This is a genomic window from Paenibacillus apis (assembly GCF_018333295.1).
Lineage (GTDB): Bacteria > Bacillota > Bacilli > Paenibacillales > Paenibacillaceae > Fontibacillus > Fontibacillus antibioticophila.
Map to the genome: position 1 here is coordinate 39,887 of NZ_BORS01000020.1, position 21,606 is coordinate 61,492.

Below are 21,606 nucleotides of genomic sequence, written 5' to 3' on the forward strand. Positions count from 1 at the left end.
CAACCGTTTATGAGTGCAAAATTAACGCGTCAATTTATCAAGCTTCTTTGTGGCCGCATCGCTTATGACCGAGGAGAAGCTTATTACCGTCACAAGAAGGTCGATCTCACTCCTGTGGGACAGGACGGGCAGCAATTCCATGCTGTCGTACATGATATCGATACCTGCTTCGTGCATATTGATCTGTCTGCAAAAGGAAATGTCGCCGCACAGTGCAGCTGCGATGTCTATACCTCTCTTCATAATTACTGCAAGCATATTGCAGCTGTTTTGCTGGCTATCTTTGATGATCAGCAGCTTAAGGGAAGAGAGATTGAGCATGAGCCTGTGATGGATTCAGGCGCTTTAAGCGCCTCCCCTTCCCGGCCCGATTCCACCGGCAAGGACGTATGGCTAACCCGCGACCTGATCGGCTTGTTCGATCCTCGCTCCCATCGCCGAAAGCCGGCAGAGGTGCGGTTTGACTCCCGTATGCGACTCCAGGTCGAGTTCATTCTAAGACCCTATGCTTACAGAGCCCATCGGCGATTGCTTGCCGTGGAGATGAAGCTGGGAGTCTCGAGGCACTATATCGTCAAGAATATTCTGGCCTTTCTGGATTTGGTAGACCGTGGGCAATCGTTCTCGTTCACACCCCAGTTCGCCTATGATCCGGAGAAGCACAGCTTCGATCCTCAGGATTACGAGATCCTTCGCGAGCTGATTGCTATTTCAAAAAATGAACAGATCTATTCCGGTGCGATTCCGAGCCAGCCTCACGGAGCCGGACGTCGCCAGGAAGAACGCTTGATGGTTCTCCCGCCTTATGCCTGGAATCGGCTTCTTTCCCTGTTCATGAACTCCTCCTCTGTGAAAGTGGAAGATCGCCAAGGCGGGGCTATTCCGCTGCAGCTCTCCTATCATCCCTTGCCCTTACGCTTTGAGGTTCGCCCGTCCGAGGACCATGGCAGCATCCTGGTGATCCACGGTCTGGAGGAGCTTGAGCTATATGCGGATTACGGGCTTGTCCGATATGAGGATGCCTTTATCCGCCTGGAAGAGGAGGAATGCCGAAGACTTGCTGAAATGAAGGGGATGATGGATGCCTCGCGGAGAGATTATGTCCATGTTCCCGGGGAGCAAATGGAGCCCTTCATGCGCAGGGTCGTGCCCGGCCTGGCCAAGCTCGGCAAGATCCAGGTTGCGGAGGAGGTCAGCAACCGGATCAAACGGACGCCCTTAAAGGCCAAGCTGTTTCTGGACCGGCTCCGTGAACGGCTGCTCGCCGGGCTGGAGTTTCATTACGGCAATGTGGTGCTGAATCCCCTGGAAAGCGCAGAACAGCAGCGCGGAACGGAGCATATCCTGCTCCGGGATGATGAACAGGAGCGGCTTATTCTGGAGCTCATGGAGGGAAGCGGCTTTACCAAGACGGAAAGCGCCTATTATCTTGACAACGAGGAAGCCGAGTATGATTTTCTCGTTCATATGCTTCCCCGGCTGGAGCAACTGGTTGAGGTCTATGCCACTTCAGCAGTGAAGGTCCGGGTCAAGCCGGCACCTGCGCCGCCAAAGGTTTCCCTTGCTCTTGGAGAACGAACAGATTGGCTGGAGCTGACCTTCCGGCTGGACGGGATCTCGGAACAGGAAATCCGGGAGGTCATCCAAGCGCTCGAAGCCAAGCGGAAATATTACCGTCTGCCTGATGGGGCCCTGCTGCCGCTTGAAAGTGCCGAATTCCAGGATATTGTCCAGTTAATGAATGATGCCGGGCCCTTTCTCCCATCGGAAAAGAACGGAGCGAGCTTCAAGCTGCCCGTTGCCCGCGGACTTCAGATGTTGGAAGAAGAACGATATGGAGGCCTTATTCATTTGGATGGCGACATTGGAAAAATGATCTCGCTGCTTCGGCATCCTGAAAAAATGCAGGTTCAAATACCGACAGGACTTGCCCCGGTATTGCGGGACTATCAGCGGCTTGGCTTCCAATGGATGAGCATGCTGGCCTCTTTCGGCTTCGGCGGCGTACTCGCAGATGATATGGGGCTGGGAAAGACCCTGCAGAGCATTGCCTTCCTGCTATCCAAGCTGGACGAGATTCGTACGGACCGCTTGCCTGCTTTGATCGTGGCTCCTGCTTCTCTGGTCTATAACTGGCGGAATGAGCTTGTACGGTTCGCCCCGGATATCAGGTGCACCATTATTGACGGAGCCAAGCCTGACCGCGTCCGGCTGCTCCGCGACATGGAAGAGAACGATGTCCTGATTACGTCATATCCTCTTCTTCGGATGGATGTCGAGCTGTTCGCAGACGCTTCGTTCCATACGCTGATTCTCGATGAGGCCCAGAGCTTCAAAAATTATGCAACCCAGACCGCCAAGGCCGTCAAGACCCTTCGGGCCCGGCATCGATTCGCCCTGACCGGAACTCCTATCGAGAACTCGCTTGAGGAGCTATGGTCGATCTATGATGCCGTCTTCCCGGCGCTGTTTCAAAGCCGGACTCGCTTTAATGACCTGCGGAGGGAGCAGATTGCGCGGATGATCCGCCCCTTCATGCTGCGCAGATTAAAGAGCGATGTTCTGAAAGAACTGCCTGAGAAGATCGAATCGCTGCAGTCCAGCGCCTTGCTTCCGGAGCAAAAGAAGCTGTATGCCGCTATGCTGGCCCAGCTCCAGCAGGATACGCTCAAGCATCTCAATGATGACAGCTTCGAGAAGAACCGGATTCAGATCCTTGCCGGAATTACCAGACTGCGGCAGCTCTGCTGTCATCCTGCCCTGTTCGTTGAGGGTTATCAGGACAGCTCCGCCAAATATGAACAGCTGCTTGAGATCATTGAGGAAGCATTAAGCGCGGGAAAACGGATGCTTATTTTCTCCCAGTTTACCGAGATGCTAAGTCTGATCGGAAGAGAATTAGGCTACCGGGGAATTCCCTTCTTCTATCTTGATGGCAAGACACCGCCTGAGCAACGGGTTGAGCTATGCTCCCGCTTCAATGCGGGCGAGAATGATGTCTTTTTGATTTCCTTGAAGGCTGGCGGCACAGGCCTGAATCTGACCGGCGCAGATACTGTGATTCTCTACGATCTATGGTGGAATCCCGCCGTCGAACAGCAGGCGGCGGACCGGGCCCATCGCATGGGACAAAAACAGGTTGTCCATGTGCTCCGGCTTGTTGCCGAGAATACGGTGGAGCAGAAAATGTACGAGCTTCAACAGAAGAAAATGCACCTGATCGACGAGGTTCTCCATCCGGATGAAGAGTCATGGTCCAGCCTGAATGAACAAGATATCCGCGAAATCCTGAGCCTCTGACAAGCTGGCTTCCGTACTGGAAAAATTCATGTTTTTATTTACCTGTATCGGGTAACTATAAGTATGGGTTAACTACAGTACAGTCAGAAGAAGGAGGAAGTATCATGCCGCAGCATAATCAGAGCAGTCATACCCAGGATGAAGCTGAACTTCGCAATAAACGGGATCACGATGGAGATTCACTTGCGGAGAAGAAGAAGCTGGAGAATGGTGTGGATATCGAGCCGGAAGCCGATGAATGGGTGGCCAAGCCGGTTGCCTATAAAGATTCCGATTCTCAAGGCAAATAACGTTCCCCCCGCCGCCCGGGTAACCGGGCGGATTTTTTACTTTAACAGCCCCGCCTCCTGGAGGAAACCTCGCACGATTTGCTTCTGATACCTGATTCTGGACGCCCGCGAAAGACTCCAGCATGTTTCGACCGTTACCGCTTTAGCTCTAAGCAGGCGTGCTGCTGCCGTTCGTGCGGAGCCCGGAAGCTCATGCAGGCGCCGGTTAAAATGATGGTTTCTGTTCGGGATAGCTGCATTCACTTTCCGAATTTGCCTTTGAACCGCAGGAATAGCCGGGCTGCGTGGATTCGTGATCAATGTCTGCCCGAGCACACGCGAGCTTAACTGAGACAAGCCGTTAGCTTCGTGCAAATCCAGGAACCAGCTTGGGGATACCTGCCGGGCCAGCCCGAATACCGCTCTGGCAAGTCCGTTTCGTCCTTTGCTTCCGGAATGTCTAGGAAATTGCCGGTTAAGATCGGGTCGTCCCCGCACCTTTCGGCGATAGGCCTGCTGATTGACTAGGGGCACAATCACAAGCCTTCCTTTCATAAGTCGCAGCTCTCCCCTTTTCAACTGTTTAACAAGCTGCTGCGCAGCGGCGATGCTGGCGGTCTCGTTCCCATGAACACCGGAAATAATCATGGCAGCAGGGCCCGATCGGTCAGCTCGAAAGTCATAATAGGTAGTAGCGTATCCGGATCCCGGAGCGAGCTGCAGGGTCAGAAGCTGCATTTTCACCATCTCCTCCTTATTTCTACACAACCGCGCTTCTCTCTGCGTCAGGTTTTATCCTATGCATTTGGCTGCATTTCTGTATGGACTCTTGTCTCTTTCCTGGCTGCTTTATAAATCTGCATGAAAAAACGCCTCCGGACCGTTTTATACGGGTCGAAGACGTTTTGAAGATACATTTTATTATTTTGCGACTCTGACTCGGACCTCGAGCGGTGCGAATTCTTTGTCTCCGGCTTGAGCCGCGATCCCGCCGAACGGCATTTGTGCAATCAGCTTCCAGGAGGACGGCACATTCCATTCCTTGGCAACCTGCTCATCCACAAGCGGATTATAGTGCTGTAATGAAGCCCCCACTCCTTCGTCGGCCAAAGCTGTCCATACGGCCAGCTGCAGCATGCCTGAGGACTGCTCCGACCACACAGGGAAGTTATCCGCATAGAGCGCAAATTGCTGCTGTAGCCCCTCAATGATAGCCTGCTCTTCAAAGAACAGAACCGTCCCGCGGCCGCTGCGGAAGGAATTCATCTTATCCTCGGTGGAGGCGAATTGGCCTTCTGGCACCAGTTTCCGAAGCGTCTCCTTCGTCAGATCCCAAAACTTATCATGCTGCTCATCAAGCAGAATAAGTACTCTTGCACTTTGCGAATTGAAGGAGCTTGGCACATACTTGACCGCCTGACCCACAATCTCCTCAATCCGCTCCTGCGAGACCGGAATCTCCTTATTAATAGCATAGATACTGCGGCGTTTCTTCAGTAAATCAATCATACTGCTCATCTGTTTTCTCTCCTTCTACCTGAATTACGTTTATTTTACCCGAACGGCCAAAATTAAACCACTGACTATCTATTAACTAGAATTGGGTTATAATGGTAGTAATAGACGCTTGAGGAGGCTGCGGATGCCCAAGACGAAAATTTTTATCAGTTCTGTGAATGAGGACGGATTAAAGCCCCTTCGCCAAAAGGTGTACCATCAGCTTAAACAGCTTGGCCACGAGCCCCTGATGTGGGAAGAAAATCTGGGCCCTTGGCTTGGACATGTGGATCCGGTGCACCGTTGCCTGGAGGCCGTAGAAGAAAGTGATATCTATCTGCTGTTCATCGGAAGTCAAGCCGGCACTTATTACGGGAATGCCATGAGAACCGTCACCCATATGGAATTCATAAAAGCTTGTGAGCAGGGCAAGCTGATTCTTGTCTTTGCCGATATCGAAGTCAAGCAATGCTATTTCGGCACGGTAAAGCCGATACTTGAGCAGTGCATTGAGAAATATGTGGCATCGGAGTCCCGCTTCCCCCCTCCGACCCAACTGATTGAGCTGCTTCAAGCTGACTTCAGAATTCCATCCGGCATCGACCCTTATGTATGGTATTTTTACTATGATATGACACAGCGCAAGGTGTACATTGATGATTTGACCTTAGGAGTGCCGATCGACTGGGAGATGTACTTCAGCGATCTGCTGCGCAGAGGCTCCCTGCTGTTGCCGCTGGAGGATTACATTGAACAAACATCAATGCGGCTGGAGCAATACGACGATGCATTTGAGCTCATTACTTCACTCCTTCCTTCTATGCAAATTACAGGATTGGAGCAGCCTGAGGGTGCGCTTGAGAAGATCAGGCGCATGCTGAAGGGCGGAGATATTGAACAGGTTTACGGGCAATATATGACGGAGTGTATCGGTTACTATCGCGATTGCTGTGCAGCAACCTTATATACGCTTCGAGAGGATAAGCTCGATCTGGATGCTGCCGCAGGCAATGCGGTTCCCGTACCCGAGTTCAAGCTGGATGATCACAGCTCTTACATGGCCCTGACGGTCCAGATGGGCAATCCGGCCGAACAGATCTATTATAAGGAAGCCAAAGCCATGTTCTACCATTGCATCTTCTCGGGTTCCAAAGTGCTTACCCTTCACTATCCGGCTGATCCGAATTGGAACGCCAGGAAATTCATCCATTACAAAGAAAGCGTAAATCGTGCTATACTAAGTAAAAATCCTTTAATTATCGAGTGGATCAAATTATTTCTGGGAGGGTTGAAGCGATGAGTAGTGTATTTGTATCTAAAAACGGGAAGGTTAGCAAAGCGGTAGGCCTTCAGCCCAAGGATGCCCTGCTATTTGTTCCGGAGGAGCGGAATTCCTCGCATATCTTGAAGGAGCAGCGCTCAGCCATGAAGCGAAGCAGTAAACAGATCAAGGACCGGTTCGCCTTGGCGACCAAACGGGCCTGAGCTTGATAAATACGAACGTCCCCGTTGAAATCCGGCAGGGACGTTTTTTTAATATAAAATTTCACTATGTAAGTTGAACTATAAAAGCTACGTAGAAAGGGCATAAGTGTGAAGTGTGTTGAAGAAGCGTAAGCGTTCGCCTTTGTGAGTGAATTTCTACCGTATAATATCTTAGTTCAATTAGAGAAATCCGCGAACAACAGCGATCGTAAGCACACTTCACACGTTGCCCCCAGAACGTAAAATTCAGTAGTTCAACTTATATAGTCTAAGATACCAGTTTCAGGCCGACAGCTGCGCATAGCACCATACTGATGAACACGATTCTTCTCCAATCCTTGGATTCATTGTACAGAACCATTCCCAGAATTGCGCCGCCTGAAGCGCCTATCCCTGTCCATATAACATAGGCGGTTCCCATCGGCAAAGTCTCCATCGCATAGGCCAGGAAGATAAAGCTCAGCCCGAATCCGACAACCAGCATGACTAACGATTGCCATTTTTGATCCTTGTGCCACTTATTGATCATCGTAACACCAAACATTTCGCAAAGTCCGGCCAACACTAATGTAATCCAGGCCATCAGGATTCAGCTCCTTCCTGTGCTTGATCCTTCGTAACCAGCTTCAGTCCGATCACGCCTGCCAGTAAGAGCAGGATTAGCAGAATCTTGGCCAATTTAAACGGCTCGCCAAAAAACAACACTTCCGACAAGACGGTACCGGCTGTACCCAATCCGACAAATACCGCATATACCGTTCCTACAGGCAGCTTCTTGCCCGCCATAATCATGCCATAGAAGCTAATAACAATCGCAATAATCGTTCCGCCCCATGTCCAGAAGCTGTCCGCATGCTTCAAGCCGATGACCCATAACACCTCAAAGAATGCGGCCGCAAATACCTTAATCCAATCCTTGTTCATGAAAAACACCTCCGGTTTGTATGATAATCTGTTCCGGTCTTCCGTCGGCTTGCATGGAGCCAAAAAAGCCCGGAAAGATATCAAAAAGATATCCTCCCGGGCTTTTATCCCTCCGTGTCCGCAGCATGGCTGCGTGTTCTCTCTCGGACCATGGACCGGCAAGCGCCGCGGAACCCTAGAGAACAAACTGGAATTCATATTAACCCGTACGGGCCCGGATGTCAATAGTGGACTTGCGGCAACTTGTAACTCTCGAAGCTTTGTTCTAACATAGATAACGAGCAATTTAATCTGTTCAATCGATATAGAGATGAGGAGTGGAAGAATGAACACCAAATTATTTTCCCCTTATACGATCAAGGAAGTAACCTTCAAGAATCGGATCGTTATGGCGCCGATGTGCATGTATTCTTCCCCAAATAAAGACGGTAAAGTCGCAGACTGGCACCGGACTCACTATGCAACCCGTGCCGTAGGCGGCGTTGGTCTTATTATACTGGAAGCTACAGCCGTTACACCGGAGGGCCGCATCAGCGACCAGGATCTCGGGATTTGGAGCGATGAGCATATTGCAGGACTCAAGGAAATCACCGACCTGATTCACCAGCATGGGGCCAAGGCAGGAATCCAGCTTGCCCATGCCGGACGGAAAGCGGACCTGGAAGGAACCATTTATGCTCCTTCTGCTATTCCTTTCCCCGATATGAAAACACCAGCCGAAATGGACAAGCAGCAAATAGAGCGGACTGTAGAAGCCTTCAAACAGGCGGCGCGCCGCGCCCGGGAGGCCGGGTTTGACGTCATTGAGCTTCATGCAGCGCACGGTTATTTGTTGAACCAGTTCCTCTCCCCGCTAACCAATCATCGTCAGGATGAATATGGCGGGAATCCGGATAATCGCTACCGTCTGCTGGGTGAGGTGATTGAAGCCTCGAAGTCCGAATGGAGCGGTCCAATCTTCGTTAGAATCTCGGCGGAGGAATACGATGAGCAAGGCAACCATCTGGATCAGTATCTAGCTTATTCACAACAAATGAAGGCACAAGGCGTCGATTTGATCGACTGCAGCTCGGGCGGCGTGGTCCCTGCCAAAATTAATGTCTTCCCTGGCTATCAGATCGGCTTGTCCGATGCAATTCGCAACCAAGTCGGTATCCCAACAGGAGCTGTCGGCCTGATCACAACAGCAAACCAGGCAGAGGAAATCCTGGGCAATGGCCGGGCGGATCTGGTGCTGCTCGGTCGTGAACTGCTGCGGAATCCGTATTGGGCATTAAATGCGGCGAAGGAATTTGGGGCTGACATCGGGGGTCCAAGACAGTATCTTCGCTCTTAATACAGCCCTATTCTGGAGATGGAGTGATTTCGAATTGATGGAGAATCAACCTAGCACAAGCATAGAACCCGCTGTTATCAGGCGGGTTCTGATCATGACTGCGGTGGAGGCCGAGCGCGAAGCGGTGCTGCGAGGCCTCCACGCGGCCCGGCCATCGGCAAGCGCACCGGAATTCACGGTGCGCCTTGCCGGGGTCGGGCCGGCGATGGCCGCTGCATCCACAGCGGCCGAGCTGGCTGCCGGCGCGTATGATCTGGTGATCAGCGCCGGCATTGGCGGCGGCTTTGCGGAGCGGGCGCCGGTCGGGTCTGTGGTGATCGCGAGCGAGCTGATCGCCGCGGATCTGGGTGCCGAGACGCCGGACGGGTTCACCGGCGTGGAGGAGCTTGGCTTCGGATCCGCCAGGATCGAAGCCGAGGTAGTGCTTGCAGGCCGCCTGCTGGAAGGCCTGCAAGCCGCGGGCATGGCGGTGTGCCGTGGACCCGTGCTGACCCTGTCCACCGTGACCGGCACCGCCGCTACCGCGGCCCTGCTTGCTGCGCGCATTCCCGGCGCAGCGGCCGAAGCCATGGAAGGCTTCGGCGTGGCCGTCGCAGCCCGCAGACTGAATTTGCCCGTCCTTGAGCTAAGGACGATCTCAAACCTCGTCGGTCCGAGGCAGCGCGAGCTGTGGAAAATCGGCGATGCCCTGCAGGCGCTTGAAGCGGCCTGCTCTTATCTACCGGAGGTGCTGCACTCATGAAAATTGCTTTTTCCCCGTGTCCGAACGACACCTTTGTCTTCCATGCTCTGGTTCATGGTCTGGTTCCCGGTGCACCGGAATTTGACGTGACCTTTGCAGATATTGATATCACGAACGGGCTTGCTGCCAGTGGACAAGGCCCAGATGTATTGAAGATTTCGTTTGCCGCCCTCCCCTGGGTCCTGGAAGAGTATGCGCTGCTCCCTTGCGGGGGCGCATTGGGCCGCGGCTGCGGCCCGCTTGTTCTGACCGCCGGAGGCATTGCCGGTCCACAGGACCTGTCCGGTCGTAAAGTTGCCGTACCCAGCGAGCGTTCAACCGCTTATCTTCTGTTCCGCTTATGGGCTGCGGCTCACATTCCCAGCGGCATAGGAGAAATCGTCGTCATGCCGTTTGATGAGATTATGCCTGCCGTACAGAATGGAACCATCGATGCCGGGCTCGTCATCCATGAAGCACGCTTCACCTACCCTGCTTACGGTCTTCATTTGCTGGCAGATCTCGGCAACTGGTGGGAAACAGACACCGGGCTTCCGATTCCGCTAGGCGCGATTATCGCGCGCCGTTCCCTTGATCTTGAGGCTCTTAGCGGCTGGATTCAGGAATCGGTGCGCTATGCCTGGCAGCATCCCGAGGCTTCCGCCGAATTTATTCGTTCTCATGCCCAGGAGATGGCTCCTGAAGTAACCGAAGCCCATATCGGGCTCTATGTGAATGATTTTACGGAAAATCTCGGAGCCGACGGATATGCTGCGGTTCATGCCCTGCTGGACCGGGCGGCGCGCGAGGGCATCGTACCCGCTGTAAATCCCGAATTGTTGAGCTTCAAGTAACTTCAATTCCTATAACATTTGAAAGAGCAGACCTTCAGGTATTTCGACCTGTAAGTCTGCTCTTTTTTTAACATTTCATCGTTCTCTTCTATGTTGTTTCCGTTCGTTACGCTCCGCCAAACCGTTGCCGGTACCCGCATTTCCTGCAGAGCTCTTCAACTGCTGTGCGGCGGGAAAAACCATCATAGAGGCGGTTTGCCCGCTCCCCTTCAATGATCTCGGAAAAAGGAGCTTGGTGCACGTTGCCAAGATTGATGATCCCTTCTCCATCCAGACAGCAAGGTACCACCGTTCCATCCACAAGGATACCTGCCTGATTTCGCAACGCGTGGCAGAAGCCCCTTCCTTCGTCTTCCTTTGCATGCAGGCTTGGCCATTCGAACTCATGATCCTGATTCAGATAGATCCGTTCAGCCAGCTTGACTCCACTGCCGGGAACTACTCTCTCTTCGATCTTATAATCAAGGTTAAACTCCTTTTCGATCATGGCTAAAGTCTCCCGGTTACGGCTGCGTTGAAGATTCGTTTCATTATCCTGTGTCAAATTCCAAAGCCGGAAGGACACCAGCATGTCCGAAATCGAGGTGGCTTCGCGGACAAAGGACAGTACGCTTTGGATGTAGCCTTCCCGGTCCACAGAGCCTTCATGTCCATCAAAGCTGTGCAGCGAGAAGTTCATTTGCCGCAGTGCCGGCTTGCCTAGCAGCTTCGGAGCCGCCTTACGGATCAAGGTGCCATTTGTCGTAATGTTCACCTTAAATCCCTTTTCCTCGCTGATATCCAGCATTTGATCAATCTTCGGATGCAGCAGCGGCTCTCCCTTTAAGTGAAAATAAATATAATCTGTATGAGGCTTAATCTCGTCAAGAATATGCTTGAACTCCTCCAGTGCGATAAATCTGGCCTGCCGCTGCGTCGGTGGGCAAAAGCTGCAAGACAAATTGCAAATACTTGTTGTTTCGATATAGAATTTTTTGAACTTTTTCATAGATCCCTAACCTGCTTTATCCCGTAGTTATTCTATTGTAACTGATTTATCACAAACTCCCAACTTCCAATTTCAGCGCAACAAGCTCCCTTGCTCTGGACGAATTCCCCAATTAGGGGACACAGATTTACAGGCAGTGGAGAATCGCCGTTTCAGTCTCAAGGTAAACATATTACATTATAGAGGATCGATATAATTCGATTCTATTTGCTAGGAAGGAGGTGAGAGAAATGCCTGTTATTAAACCCTACTTTACTGCTGTATCCTCTGCACCTGTTGCCACGGGAGGAACAGTGACCACGGTGATCACACCGGATTCCACCCGCTTCTTGGCCATTATTGACGCCGGGATGATCGGTGCAACAGACACGACGATTGCTGCCGCCAGCTTTGTTGACGATGCGGATGCTCCTGTTACAGCCTTGCCGGAATTGGGTACCAGCGACTACTTCAACGTATATATTAACGGCACTATTCAGCAAGCTTCATTATCGACGGTTACGACAGCCTCTCTTGTACTGGCTACCACGGATCTCATTGCCGGTGTGCCGGTCGTACTTGAAATTGTTAGTCTTGCCGGAGTCACCTCTGATATGACAACACCTCCAGACATTTCGGCGCCTACGATCACAATTATTACCTAACTCATTGCCCTGCATCTATGCCATGAACAGACCTGAGGCGCTGCCTGGTTCAGACAGCGCCTCAGGATCACTTAATCTTGCTTCGAACGCTTCCGCTGCTTCCACTCTTCCAGTGTATAGCTTTCGCCGGGCATGAGCAGCATGCTGCCCTTCGGGATGCCAATCTGCTGTGAACTGTAAATCCCGGTATGTCCCGAGAAAATATAGCTGATAATGCAAACAATCATCAAATAAACGGCTCCCTCGGAGCCAAACAGCTCAATACCCATGATGAAACAGGCCAGCGGTGTATTGGCAGCTCCGCAGAATACGGCAATGAATCCTAAGGCAGCCAGAAATGGACCATACATATGGAGCAGTGTCGCTAAAGAAGATCCGAGAGCAGCTCCGATAGCGAATAGCGGTGTCACTTCCCCTCCCTGGAATCCTGCGCCTAGTGTAACGGATGTAAATAACAGCTTCCAAAGGAAGGCGAATGGCGATACACCTCCTTCTTCAAAGGAGTCTTGAATCAGCGGAATGCCTAATCCCAGATAGTCCCGGGTCCCGGCCACAAATACCAATACAATGACAGCCACCCCTCCTGCCGCCGTCTTCAGGACCGGATTTGGTAACAACCGGGTGAATGCTTTTTTAAAAGCGTGGCAAAGTTCACTGAAGAGACGGGCAGTCAAGCCAAACAAAATGGCGGCAAAGCAGACCTTTAACAAAACCAAGCCGGACAACCCCGGGACTTGTCCCATACCGTAATGGAGATGTCCAACCTTCCAGACGTAGGTCGCTGTCAAGTTCCCAACAAAGCTCGCTGTAAAGCAAGGCACAAGCGAACGGTGGCTGATCATGCCGATCGCTATGACCTCCAGACCGAAAATCGTTCCGGCAAGCGGCGTCCCGAAGACGGAACCAAATCCTCCGCTGATTCCGCACATCAGCAGCAGCTTGCGATCCTCCGCATCAATGCGAATCAGCCTGCCAACCCCTTCAGCAAGACTGCCGCCCATTTGAACCGCTGTCCCTTCTCTTCCCGCAGACCCGCCAAGGAGATGGGTGACCAGTGTTCCGAATAACACCAGGGGCGCCATCCGCAAAGGGATGGTCTCTTGTCCGCCCCGTACCTGCTCCAGAATCAGATTGTTGCCCCGACCGCTATTTTTGCCATACTTCATATAAAGAAAACTGACCAATGCTCCGCCCAACGGAAGAAGATATAATAGCCAAGGCTGATCCATGCGATACGCTGTCACTGCATCCAGCCCCTTCAGGAACAGGGCGGATGCGCTTCCCGTTAAAATACCGATTAGGGCTCCAAGCACCACCCATTTTAAGAATGAAGCCATCAATCCGGAATAGGATTCCTTGCCGGCCCACTTGGCTAATTTTCTTTTCATATCCGATGCTTTTATCATGCCAATTGCTCCTTATTTCAGCCTTAGGAACATACACCCTTCTTCCCCTTTGCATAGTATAAAGCAATCCAAGAAGAAAAGGTGATGTCATTGGTCAGTTTTAAACGTGCCTATCTGGTGAAACAGCGTCACGCGGCATCCATGCTCAAAAAACGGGGAATTCACGGCGTAGGAGTGGGATACAAGGACCCTGCCAAGCCCCATAAAGGGGCCGCCCTCATTGTATACGCCGACAAAGCCGTGACTACCGCCGCTCCTCGAACCAAATCGGGCTCTCCTGTGAGAAGAAAACCGCCGCTCCTGCCTTCTGCAGTTAAGAAGCAGGTTCCTGTCCGAATCGTCGGAACAGGGAAATTTCGAAAAAACGCCGTCGACTGCTCCGGCGGTCGTTTCCGGCGCAGAATTCGCCCGGTGATAGCCGGGTATAGCGTGGGAACACCGGAGGGTTCGGGTACAGCCGGACTGATTGTCAGCGATAAAGGTCGCCCGCGGTCCAGATATATCCTGAGCAATAATCATGTGCTTGTAAATGAGAACAGCAGCCGCTATTCTCCAACGATTCAACCGGGGGCGGCTGATAACGGAACACTGCGGAAGGATCAAATCGGGATCATGACCCGATTTATCAAGCTCCATAAAAACAAACCCAATTATCTGGATGCCGCGCTCTCCGCACCGTTACGCCGCCGCCTGCTAGCGCCTAAATATGCAGTGTTCGGAAACGTTCCTGGATATGTAAGCACCTATAAAATCGGAGATCGAATGAAGAAGGTAGGCCGAACCACAGGCATTGTCTCCGGGCGCGTTGAGTCCATTCATACCGATATTCAGGTAGATTACGGCAGTTACGGCAATCTGGGAACCATCACTTTCAAGAATCAAAGTGTAATTCGCGGCAAAAAGCCCGTCTCTCTCTCCGGGGATTCCGGCTCCGTCTGGCTGACCAAATCCGGCAACCAAGCCGCCGCCGTTAATTTTGCCGGTTCCGATGAAGGCCGGCTTTCCATTGCCTATCCAATTGACTGGTTCATGAAGGTGTTCGGGACCCGTGTTGCCCGTTCAGGCCGATCCGCATTGAACACACCCGCCAGAGGGAAGCGAAAATCCTACATGTGTGTCCGACCATTAAATTCACAATTACGCAAAAGGCTGACTCCGTATCATTGCCATCATCAGCGATAGACCAATAATAGAAAAAGAGGAAAGCGAATGCTTTCCTCTCTGCCCTATTCCATGAAATCCTTCAACCGCTTGCTGCGGCTTGGGTGTCTAAGCTTACGCAGAGCTTTGGCTTCAATCTGCCGGATCCGTTCTCTTGTGACCCCGAACTCCTTGCCGACTTCCTCGAGGGTACGGGTTCTGCCATCATCCATACCAAAACGAAGACGAAGAACATTCTCTTCCCGCTCGGTCAGCGTATCAAGCACTTCCTCCAGCTGTTCCTTCAATAACTCATAAGCTGCTGCTTCCGCAGGAGCAGGAGCATCATGATCCTCAATAAAATCACCAAGGTTTGAGTCATTTTCCTCACCGATTGGAGTCTCAAGCGAGACTGGCTCCTGGGCGATCTTCATAATCTCCCGAACCTTCTCCGGCGTCAGATCCATCTCCTGCGCAATTTCCTCCGGTGTAGGCTCGCGGCCGATCTCTTGCAACAGCTGTCTGGATACCCGTATCAGCTTATTGATCGTCTCTACCATATGAACCGGAATCCGGATCGTTCTCGCTTGGTCAGCAATCGCTCTTGTAATGGCTTGGCGAATCCACCAGGTGGCATAGGTACTGAATTTAAAACCCTTGGAATAATCGAACTTTTCGACAGCCTTAATTAAGCCCATATTGCCTTCCTGAATCAAATCAAGGAATACCATTCCCCGACCGACATAGCGGCGAGCAATACTAACAACAAGTCGAAGATTCGCTTCGGCCAGACGTCGTTTAGCTTCCTCATCCCCTTGCTCAATCCGCTGGGCCAATTGAATTTCTTCATCAGCAGACAGAAGCGGAACACGGCCGATCTCCTTCAAATACATCCGCACCGGATCATCAATTTTCACGCCCGGAGGCAATGACAGGTCATCCGCAAAATCAAGTTCATGGTTCTTGGTCAAGTCTTCTGTCATGGTTACAGACCCCCACCCTAATATATGGAAAAATAAATGGCTGCTCTCTCTCTAACTTCGATACACTTTATTTGACAAATCGGCGGTAATATGCTAATATATAAGCAATATTGGTTAGAAATTATATGTTTTGACTATCCGTCATTGTAGCATATTTTAATATGTTTAACAAGGATAATTTCTGTCATTTTATGAAGCGTCGACACGTGTTGTTGACGCTTTTTTCATGTTTTTTTCCTTATTCCGCCATTCTCGACACATTGCGTCTTTCTTCTAAACAAGTGAATCGTTAAGAGAATACAAAGAATCACCGATTACTAAAATCTTTCGCTCCCCGACTAACGAATTCCTTCTTTTGAGAAGAACTTTATTTGTCCTCGGATATAATCCCCTTTATGAACTGTTGAACAGCCTGATCAAAGTATCCATCATCTTCGGCCATGCTATGCAAATTTCTTGGTTAAGGATGTGCAGCACAAAAAGCTGGCTGTCTCAGAAGTTAATGCCAGCGCTCCATTCGCCGCAGTTTCCTGCAAGAGCGCAGCAGTATAAAGCAGAGAAAAGAATCTGCGTTCTGGGGGTAACGTGTGAAGGTTGCTTTCGATCGCTGTTGTTCGTGGATTTCTCTGATTGTAATAAGTTCTGACAAGGAAGAAATCCGCTCGCAAAGGCGACCACTCCGTTTCTGCACCAACCTTCACACTTATACCCTTCCTACGCAGGCGTTTCAGTCCGGCTTTATAGCTGCCAGGTGCATGTTAGTAGCTCTCACATGGGACTGCCCTCCCTGTGTGCTAACTGCTATTGCACAGTAAACAGTAAACAATAATGTGCAACACCGCCTCATCATTGGATATGCCCCAATATCAACACTCCCGCAGAGCAAGGGTTATTCCTGTAGATTCTGAATATCCCTCCCAAGTAAGCATGCGTACACCTCTCACAGAGCGCACCGCTCCCAGGCCGCGGTGTTTCGCAGCATGACGGTGGTCGGTCGACCGCATGAAAATAGGGTCTTACGCATGCAGTGAAAAAACTTACCTTAAATTCAGTGGAAATGATAGAAATGCGGATATAGTGAAATTTTTGTACTTAAAGTGGACTAAAACACGGGTTTGGCTAGTTACTGGCGATCTAAGGTAAGTTTTTTCACTAAATGTGGGTTCGTGCGTCGAATGAAGATTTTAAGGGAAGGAATTTCATTAAATCACGACCGGAAGAGCATGAGCAGAATAAGGTTGGTCAAGAAGAGCGGATAAGGTCTGAGTAAGGTGGAATGCCGGTGGGTTAAGTTAAGTTCGGAGAAAAACTTCAGTACTGGCAGGACAGGCGGAGTTGCGGTGCAAGACCGGAGCATCATTAGGTCGGAGCGAAACTCTAGCGGCGAGTGGTACCCTGCTTGCATGATGCCGCAGGCCGCAAGCTCATGCAGCACTGCTTATGGCTCAGCCATGTGCAAACTGCATTACAGTTAAACTGTAATGGCGAAGTAGTCAGGGCATAAGTGTGAAGTGTTACAAGCTTTCTATAAGAAAGCTTCTTCGGAAGCATCAAGCGTTAGCGTTCGCCTTTGTGAGCGGATTTCTCCCTTGTGAGAACTTATTCCAATCAAAGAAATCCGCGAACAACAGCGATCGTAGCAACCCTTCACACGTTGCCCCCTCTAACTCGCCCTCCGATGTTAGCTGTCCTTTGCTATTGCGCTTTTTCCTGTAAATATGCAGCATTGCATCTCCAACGGATAGGTATCGCAAGTGAAATTCGGAACAGGACCGGAATGCCAGTCAGACAAGCGAAGGTCCATAGGACTTGACGGCCCGAACCAGATCCTTGGCATTTTGCGCAATCCGCTCATAGCGGCCTTCCCTCACGAGCGCAGGATTCACCAGATACCCGCCTATACCGACTGCAACAGCACCGGCGGCGAGAAATTCGCGAATATTATCCATTCGTACCCCTCCGGTCGCCAGCATAGGGATATGATCCAGCGGAGCACGTATTTCCTTCAAATAGCTCACCCCTAATGTAGCCATAGGAAAAATCTTCACCGCAGTTGCGCCAGCTTTCCACGCCCGGATAATTTCGGTTGGGGTCATTGCACCTGGAAAAACGGATAAGCCCCGGCTTAATGCATACTCAACAACGGATTCGTCCAGATTTGGAGAGACTAGGTATTCGGCTCCGGCAGAAGCCGCTTCCTGAGCTGTCTTAAGATCCAGCACGGTACCGGCCCCGATCCGCATTCTCTCTCCGAATTGCTCTCTCCAGTCTGAGATCATCCGGGTCGCTCCCTCCGTATTCATCGTGACCTCCGTAAAGACAATCCCGCCCTCGCAAAGAGCATGAGCAATCTGATTAGCCCTTTCCTTGGGAATACCGCGCAAAATAGCTACTATCCTCTCCTCTTTTAGTTGATCCAGCAAATTCTTTGACATGAGACTCTCCTCCTCGGTTCAAAGCATCCAGAATTCTGGGCAGGGATGCTCTGGCGATATGACACAGGCATTTCGTTTCTTTATAATAGAGAATGAAATCAGAACAACATTTGCCAATAAAGGAGTAATGAAGGATGAAGATTACCTATCTTGGGCATTCCACGGTTCATATTGATACCGGAGATTACAAGCTTCTGATCGACCCCTTCATCACAGGTAATCCCTCAAGCAGCGGCAAGGCGGACTCGATTCAGGCCGATTATATCCTGCTGACCCACGGGCATTCCGACCATATCGGAGATGCAGAGCCGATTGCACGGAGAACCGGTGCTGAAATTATCGCGATCGTTGAACTGGCCAATTATTTTGCTAACAAAGGGCTAAAGACCTCCGGTCTGAATCTGGGCGGAAGCTTCCCGTTTCCCTTTGGCCGGCTCCGCCTGACACCAGCGCTTCACACCTCCTCCATTGAGGTTGAGGGAACGAACATCTATATGGGTGTCCCGGCAGGAATTGTCCTTGAACTGGACGGACTTACGATCTATCACGCCGGGGATACCGCCTTGTTCAGTGATATGAAGCTCATCGGCGAACGCCGCCGTATTGATCTCGCTTTTCTGCCGATCGGGGATTACTTCACGATGGGTCCAGAGGATGCTCTTACGGCTGCCAAGTGGCTGCAGGCACGACATGTCGTTCCAATTCACTACAATACCTTCGGGCTAATTCAACAGGACGGCGATCTGTTTGTAAGAACCTTGAAGGAATCGGGCATTCAAGGACGGGCTCTCATGCCGGGAGAATTCATTCAATCCTCCGAGCTCGAGTGATTCCCTAATCAGAATAGACGTAAAGAGCTTATCTTAATCGATAAGCTCTTTTCCTTTGGTCTCGGTTCCCAGCCATAATACCGCCGCAGCTCCGATTAGAATCGTTACGAAGAAAATCCAGAATATGGACCCGATCTGTACTTGTCTCGCTACGAGCATCCCAACCATGAACGGAGCGATAATTCCTCCAACCCGGCCGAACGAAGCGGCAAGGCCGACACCGGTCGAACGAACTGAAGTAGGATATAATTCTGGCGTATAAGCATACATGCCGCCCCATGCCCCCAAGTTAAAGAACGACAGGCACATCCCCGCCGCAATCAGCATGCCCTCGCTGGTGGCATTGCCGAACCAGGCCGCACTGACAGCAGTTAGAAGCAGATAGACGACCAATACAAACTTTCGGCCTAGCTTTTCAATCAAATAAGCTGCGGTGAAATATCCGGGGAGCTGAGCCAGCGTCATAATCAGAACGTACTCAAAGCTCTTGACTAGGCTGAAACCCTTCAGCCCCATCACCGTTGGCAGCCACAAAAACATGCCATAGTAGGAGAAGACCACGGTAAACCAGAGAATCCACAGCATGATTGTAGACTTGCGGTGCGGCGATGCCCACACGGACATAAAGCGTTGACCCAGCGTAAGCCTCTCCGTACTCCGGACATAACGCGGAGGATCTTGAATCGATTTGCGCAAATACAGCGCATAGAGCGCCGGTACTGCGCCAAGAATGAAGGCTGCCTGCCATCCGTACTTTGGAATCACAAAGTAAGCGATCAAGGCCGACAAGATCCAGCCTGCAGCCCAGAAGCTCTCTAGCAGAACGACCGCTCGTCCGCGCTCTTTAGCCGGAACTGATTCCGATACAAGTGTTGAAGCGACCGGCAGTTCTCCGCCAAGGCCGAAGCCTGCTACAAAACGCAACAAGCACAATACGGTGAAGCTGGTTGCCAAGGCTGACAATCCGCTGGCCACCGAGAAAATCAGGAGCGTCCACAGCAGAATTGCTTTCCGGCCATATTTGTCGGCGAGTATGCCTGATATGGCCGCCCCAACCGCCATGCCTATGGAATTTATGCTGGTGAATAGGCCTGTCTGCTCTGGCAAAAGGCTCCACTCGGCAGCCAGCGCCGCGATAATAAATGAAATCAGCCCGACATCCATCGCATCGAACATCCAGCTTAGGCCTGCACTAAATAGCAACTTTCTTTGTTTCGGTTTTGTCACGGCATCTGCCTTATCGTTCATATTCATTCCTGCTGCCTCCATTTAAAGGTCTGCTCATCTATCATCTATTATGATTATTAGGATTTCACTGAGCTTTTATGATGCTCCCGATGCTTCATCAGACGCTGGCGAATAACAAACATAGATAGCAGCAAGGCAAGAAATAACACGTAAGAGAAAATCAACTTGCGCAAATCCATATCCGGAAATACGATTGAAGCACTTAAAATACCGAACAGCCAAATGCTCGATAAGTTGCCTGCCGCATTGGACCAGGTATAGGATGCTGTCTTCAGCTTGGAGATCGCGGCCATGAAGGAGATCAGATTGTTAGGCATGATTGGAATCGTCCGCAAAAAAATCACGGCCCACACCCCGTAACGCTCAAGACTTCGCTGCCATTTTTCGTATCTCTCCAGCTTGTACATCCATTTTTTGCTGATCCATTCTGTAAACGTCGTTTTACAAAGCCAATATACGATCATTCCAGCAACCGATCCGGTGAACCAGCTCGCCAGTAATCCCTGCGCCACACCAAGCGTTGAAATATGCAGCATTACAATGGTCGCAAAGGGGAACACGCCGAAAGTGCCTTGAATCAAGGCAAGCGGCAATGTAATGGCAAGTATGCCGAATCCGCTGAGTTGGGTAGCATCCAGCAGCCACCCGGTTATCGATTCAATCCATTCGTTCAATGGAGCTCTTCTCCTATCTCGATCTCCGATTCTATTCGGCGTCCCAAAATGACCAGATCTCGCTCAATTCCATCTAGATTAGCAACACGAGGTAAAAAAGCCCACTCTTCAAAGCCGAACTTTCTGAGCAGCGCCAGGCTTGGCTCGTTATGCGCAAAGACAAAGCCCAGCAAGGTCAGCACGCCGATTCGGGGACAAAAGGCCAGCGCCTGCTCCAGCAGTATTTTGCCTATGCCCCTGGAGCGATAGGCCTCGGAAATATAGATGCTGATCTCGGCGGTTGCCGAATAAGCAGGCCGGCCATAGAACGATTGAAAGCTGATCCAAGCCGCAACCTTGTCTCCGGATTTCAGCACCCATAAAGGCCGGTGATCCGGTGAATGCTCCTTGAACCAGTTCACCCGGCTTTCCACAGACACCGGTTCAAGATCGGCTGTTACCATCCGTCCGGCAATGGTCTCGTTATAGATCGATACAATATCCCCTAGATCAGACAGAACAGCATCCTGCAGGGTATAATCGTTAATTTTTAATTTGTACATAGTGTTCCACCGTTGGGAAAGGGTCATAAAAATGATGCAATAAGGCTTTCCACTCTTCATATTGTGGCGATTTGCGGAACCCGACCTCATGTGCAGTGATGGACTCCCATTTCACAAGCAATAAATACTTATCTTCTGTCTCAACACATTTATGTAGCTCATGCGACAGGTATCCGGGCATCTGTGAGATTATCTTGGACGCTTTACGGAAATTACTCTCGAAATCATTAATCGAGCCTGGCTTAACTTGAAGCTGGGCTGCTTCCAGTATCATGCTTCATCCCCTCCGTTTAATCGATTATAGCATGGACCTGTGACATTATGAACGGT

General features: G+C 51.0%; 22 protein-coding genes and 1 riboswitch. Of the genes, 10 read left to right on the forward strand and 12 right to left on the reverse strand.

Annotation, left to right across the window (positions count from 1 at the left end):
• Positions 1-9: 9 nt before the first annotated feature.
• The gene (locus tag KI362_RS22015) at positions 10-3,300 is read left to right on the forward strand and encodes a DEAD/DEAH box helicase (protein ID WP_301630542.1); all 3,291 of its coding nucleotides are present in this window, start codon (positions 10-12) and stop codon (positions 3,298-3,300) included.
• Between the two features lie 104 nt (positions 3,301-3,404).
• Positions 3,405-3,590 carry a hypothetical protein gene (locus tag KI362_RS22020; protein ID WP_301630543.1) on the forward strand — a complete coding sequence of 62 codons (186 nt, stop codon included), beginning with the start codon at positions 3,405-3,407 and terminating at the stop codon, positions 3,588-3,590.
• Between the two features lie 36 nt (positions 3,591-3,626).
• On the opposite strand, the gene KI362_RS22025 is transcribed toward KI362_RS22020, so the two are convergent.
• Together KI362_RS22025 and KI362_RS22030 are read right to left on the reverse strand one after the other, a co-directional pair.
• On the reverse strand, positions 3,627-4,337 hold the full coding sequence (locus KI362_RS22025) for a succinylglutamate desuccinylase/aspartoacylase family protein (protein ID WP_306432852.1): 711 nt from the start codon (positions 4,335-4,337) through the stop codon (positions 3,627-3,629).
• A gap of 153 nt (positions 4,338-4,490) precedes the next feature.
• The gene (locus KI362_RS22030) at positions 4,491-5,087 is read right to left on the reverse strand and encodes a nitroreductase family protein (protein WP_301630545.1); all 597 of its coding nucleotides are present in this window, start codon (positions 5,085-5,087) and stop codon (positions 4,491-4,493) included.
• 124 nt (positions 5,088-5,211) lie between these two features.
• On the opposite strand from KI362_RS22030, the gene KI362_RS22035 reads away from it, so the two are divergent.
• Positions 5,212-6,366, forward strand: a complete 1,155-nt coding sequence (locus tag KI362_RS22035) for a DUF4062 domain-containing protein (protein WP_301630547.1) — start codon at positions 5,212-5,214, stop codon at positions 6,364-6,366.
• Positions 6,363-6,551 (forward strand): hypothetical protein, encoded by a 189-nt coding sequence (locus KI362_RS22040; RefSeq protein ID WP_044478510.1) that lies wholly within the window; start codon positions 6,363-6,365, stop codon positions 6,549-6,551. The genes KI362_RS22035 and KI362_RS22040 overlap by 4 nt, the downstream gene beginning before the upstream one ends.
• Positions 6,552-6,819: 268 nt before the next feature.
• On the opposite strand, the gene KI362_RS22045 is transcribed toward KI362_RS22040, so the two are convergent.
• Complete coding sequence (locus KI362_RS22045) at positions 6,820-7,134, reverse strand: DMT family transporter (RefSeq protein ID WP_301630550.1); 315 nt, start codon at positions 7,132-7,134, stop codon at positions 6,820-6,822.
• Positions 7,134-7,475, reverse strand: a complete 342-nt coding sequence (locus KI362_RS22050) for a DMT family transporter (RefSeq protein ID WP_044478508.1) — start codon at positions 7,473-7,475, stop codon at positions 7,134-7,136. The genes KI362_RS22045 and KI362_RS22050 overlap by 1 nt, the downstream gene beginning before the upstream one ends.
• A 91-nt stretch (positions 7,476-7,566) precedes the next feature.
• A riboswitch (guanidine-I (ykkC/yxkD leader) is annotated at positions 7,567-7,665 on the reverse strand.
• A 135-nt stretch (positions 7,666-7,800) separates the two neighbouring features.
• On the opposite strand from KI362_RS22050, the gene namA reads away from it, so the two are divergent.
• The 3 genes from namA to KI362_RS22065 are packed head-to-tail and all read left to right on the forward strand — an operon-like array spanning position 7,801 to position 10,386.
• Positions 7,801-8,811 (forward strand): NADPH dehydrogenase NamA, encoded by a 1,011-nt coding sequence (namA, locus tag KI362_RS22055; protein ID WP_301630553.1) that lies wholly within the window; start codon positions 7,801-7,803, stop codon positions 8,809-8,811.
• Between the two features lie 37 nt (positions 8,812-8,848).
• Entirely contained in the window at positions 8,849-9,553 is a 705-nt protein-coding gene (locus KI362_RS22060; protein ID WP_301630555.1) for a futalosine hydrolase, read from the forward strand.
• Positions 9,550-10,386 (forward strand): 1,4-dihydroxy-6-naphthoate synthase, encoded by an 837-nt coding sequence (locus tag KI362_RS22065; RefSeq protein WP_301630557.1) that lies wholly within the window; start codon positions 9,550-9,552, stop codon positions 10,384-10,386. The genes KI362_RS22060 and KI362_RS22065 overlap by 4 nt, the downstream gene beginning before the upstream one ends.
• Positions 10,387-10,492: 106 nt before the next feature.
• Here the strand turns inward: KI362_RS22065 and KI362_RS22070 are convergent, their stop codons facing one another.
• Positions 10,493-11,374, reverse strand: a complete 882-nt coding sequence (locus tag KI362_RS22070) for a radical SAM/SPASM domain-containing protein (RefSeq protein ID WP_044478503.1) — start codon at positions 11,372-11,374, stop codon at positions 10,493-10,495.
• A 230-nt stretch (positions 11,375-11,604) separates the two neighbouring features.
• Between KI362_RS22070 and KI362_RS22075 the strand changes: the two genes are divergently transcribed.
• On the forward strand, positions 11,605-12,018 hold the full coding sequence (locus KI362_RS22075) for a DUF4183 domain-containing protein (RefSeq protein WP_301630558.1): 414 nt from the start codon (positions 11,605-11,607) through the stop codon (positions 12,016-12,018).
• 71 nt (positions 12,019-12,089) lie between these two features.
• Here KI362_RS22075 and KI362_RS22080 read toward each other — a convergent pair whose 3' ends face one another.
• Positions 12,090-13,424 (reverse strand): voltage-gated chloride channel family protein, encoded by a 1,335-nt coding sequence (locus KI362_RS22080; RefSeq protein WP_374705701.1) that lies wholly within the window; start codon positions 13,422-13,424, stop codon positions 12,090-12,092.
• Positions 13,425-13,508: 84 nt separating this feature from the next.
• On the opposite strand from KI362_RS22080, the gene KI362_RS22085 reads away from it, so the two are divergent.
• Positions 13,509-14,606 (forward strand): hypothetical protein, encoded by a 1,098-nt coding sequence (locus tag KI362_RS22085; protein ID WP_301630559.1) that lies wholly within the window; start codon positions 13,509-13,511, stop codon positions 14,604-14,606.
• A gap of 44 nt (positions 14,607-14,650) precedes the next feature.
• Here the strand turns inward: KI362_RS22085 and rpoD are convergent, their stop codons facing one another.
• Positions 14,651-15,547 (reverse strand): RNA polymerase sigma factor RpoD, encoded by an 897-nt coding sequence (rpoD, locus tag KI362_RS22090; RefSeq protein WP_044478500.1) that lies wholly within the window; start codon positions 15,545-15,547, stop codon positions 14,651-14,653.
• Positions 15,548-17,331: 1,784 nt separating this feature from the next.
• Positions 17,332-17,982 carry a bifunctional 4-hydroxy-2-oxoglutarate aldolase/2-dehydro-3-deoxy-phosphogluconate aldolase gene (locus tag KI362_RS22095; protein ID WP_044478499.1) on the reverse strand — a complete coding sequence of 217 codons (651 nt, stop codon included), beginning with the start codon at positions 17,980-17,982 and terminating at the stop codon, positions 17,332-17,334.
• Between the two features lie 134 nt (positions 17,983-18,116).
• On the opposite strand from KI362_RS22095, the gene KI362_RS22100 reads away from it, so the two are divergent.
• Positions 18,117-18,812 carry a metal-dependent hydrolase gene (locus tag KI362_RS22100; protein WP_212944469.1) on the forward strand — a complete coding sequence of 232 codons (696 nt, stop codon included), beginning with the start codon at positions 18,117-18,119 and terminating at the stop codon, positions 18,810-18,812.
• 33 nt (positions 18,813-18,845) lie between these two features.
• Here the strand turns inward: KI362_RS22100 and KI362_RS22105 are convergent, their stop codons facing one another.
• The 4 genes from KI362_RS22105 to KI362_RS22120 are packed head-to-tail and all read right to left on the reverse strand — an operon-like array spanning position 18,846 to position 21,550.
• Complete coding sequence (locus KI362_RS22105) at positions 18,846-20,066, reverse strand: MFS transporter (protein ID WP_374705702.1); 1,221 nt, start codon at positions 20,064-20,066, stop codon at positions 18,846-18,848.
• Positions 20,067-20,116: 50 nt separating this feature from the next.
• Positions 20,117-20,734: a TVP38/TMEM64 family protein gene (locus tag KI362_RS22110; RefSeq protein WP_044478497.1), complete on the reverse strand. Its 618-nt coding sequence runs from the start codon at positions 20,732-20,734 to the stop codon at positions 20,117-20,119.
• Positions 20,731-21,276, reverse strand: a complete 546-nt coding sequence (locus KI362_RS22115) for a GNAT family N-acetyltransferase (protein WP_301630560.1) — start codon at positions 21,274-21,276, stop codon at positions 20,731-20,733. Before KI362_RS22115 ends, KI362_RS22110 begins: the two co-directional genes overlap by 4 nt.
• The gene (locus KI362_RS22120) at positions 21,257-21,550 is read right to left on the reverse strand and encodes an antibiotic biosynthesis monooxygenase family protein (protein ID WP_212938401.1); all 294 of its coding nucleotides are present in this window, start codon (positions 21,548-21,550) and stop codon (positions 21,257-21,259) included. Before KI362_RS22120 ends, KI362_RS22115 begins: the two co-directional genes overlap by 20 nt.
• Positions 21,551-21,606: the final 56 nt, after the last annotated feature.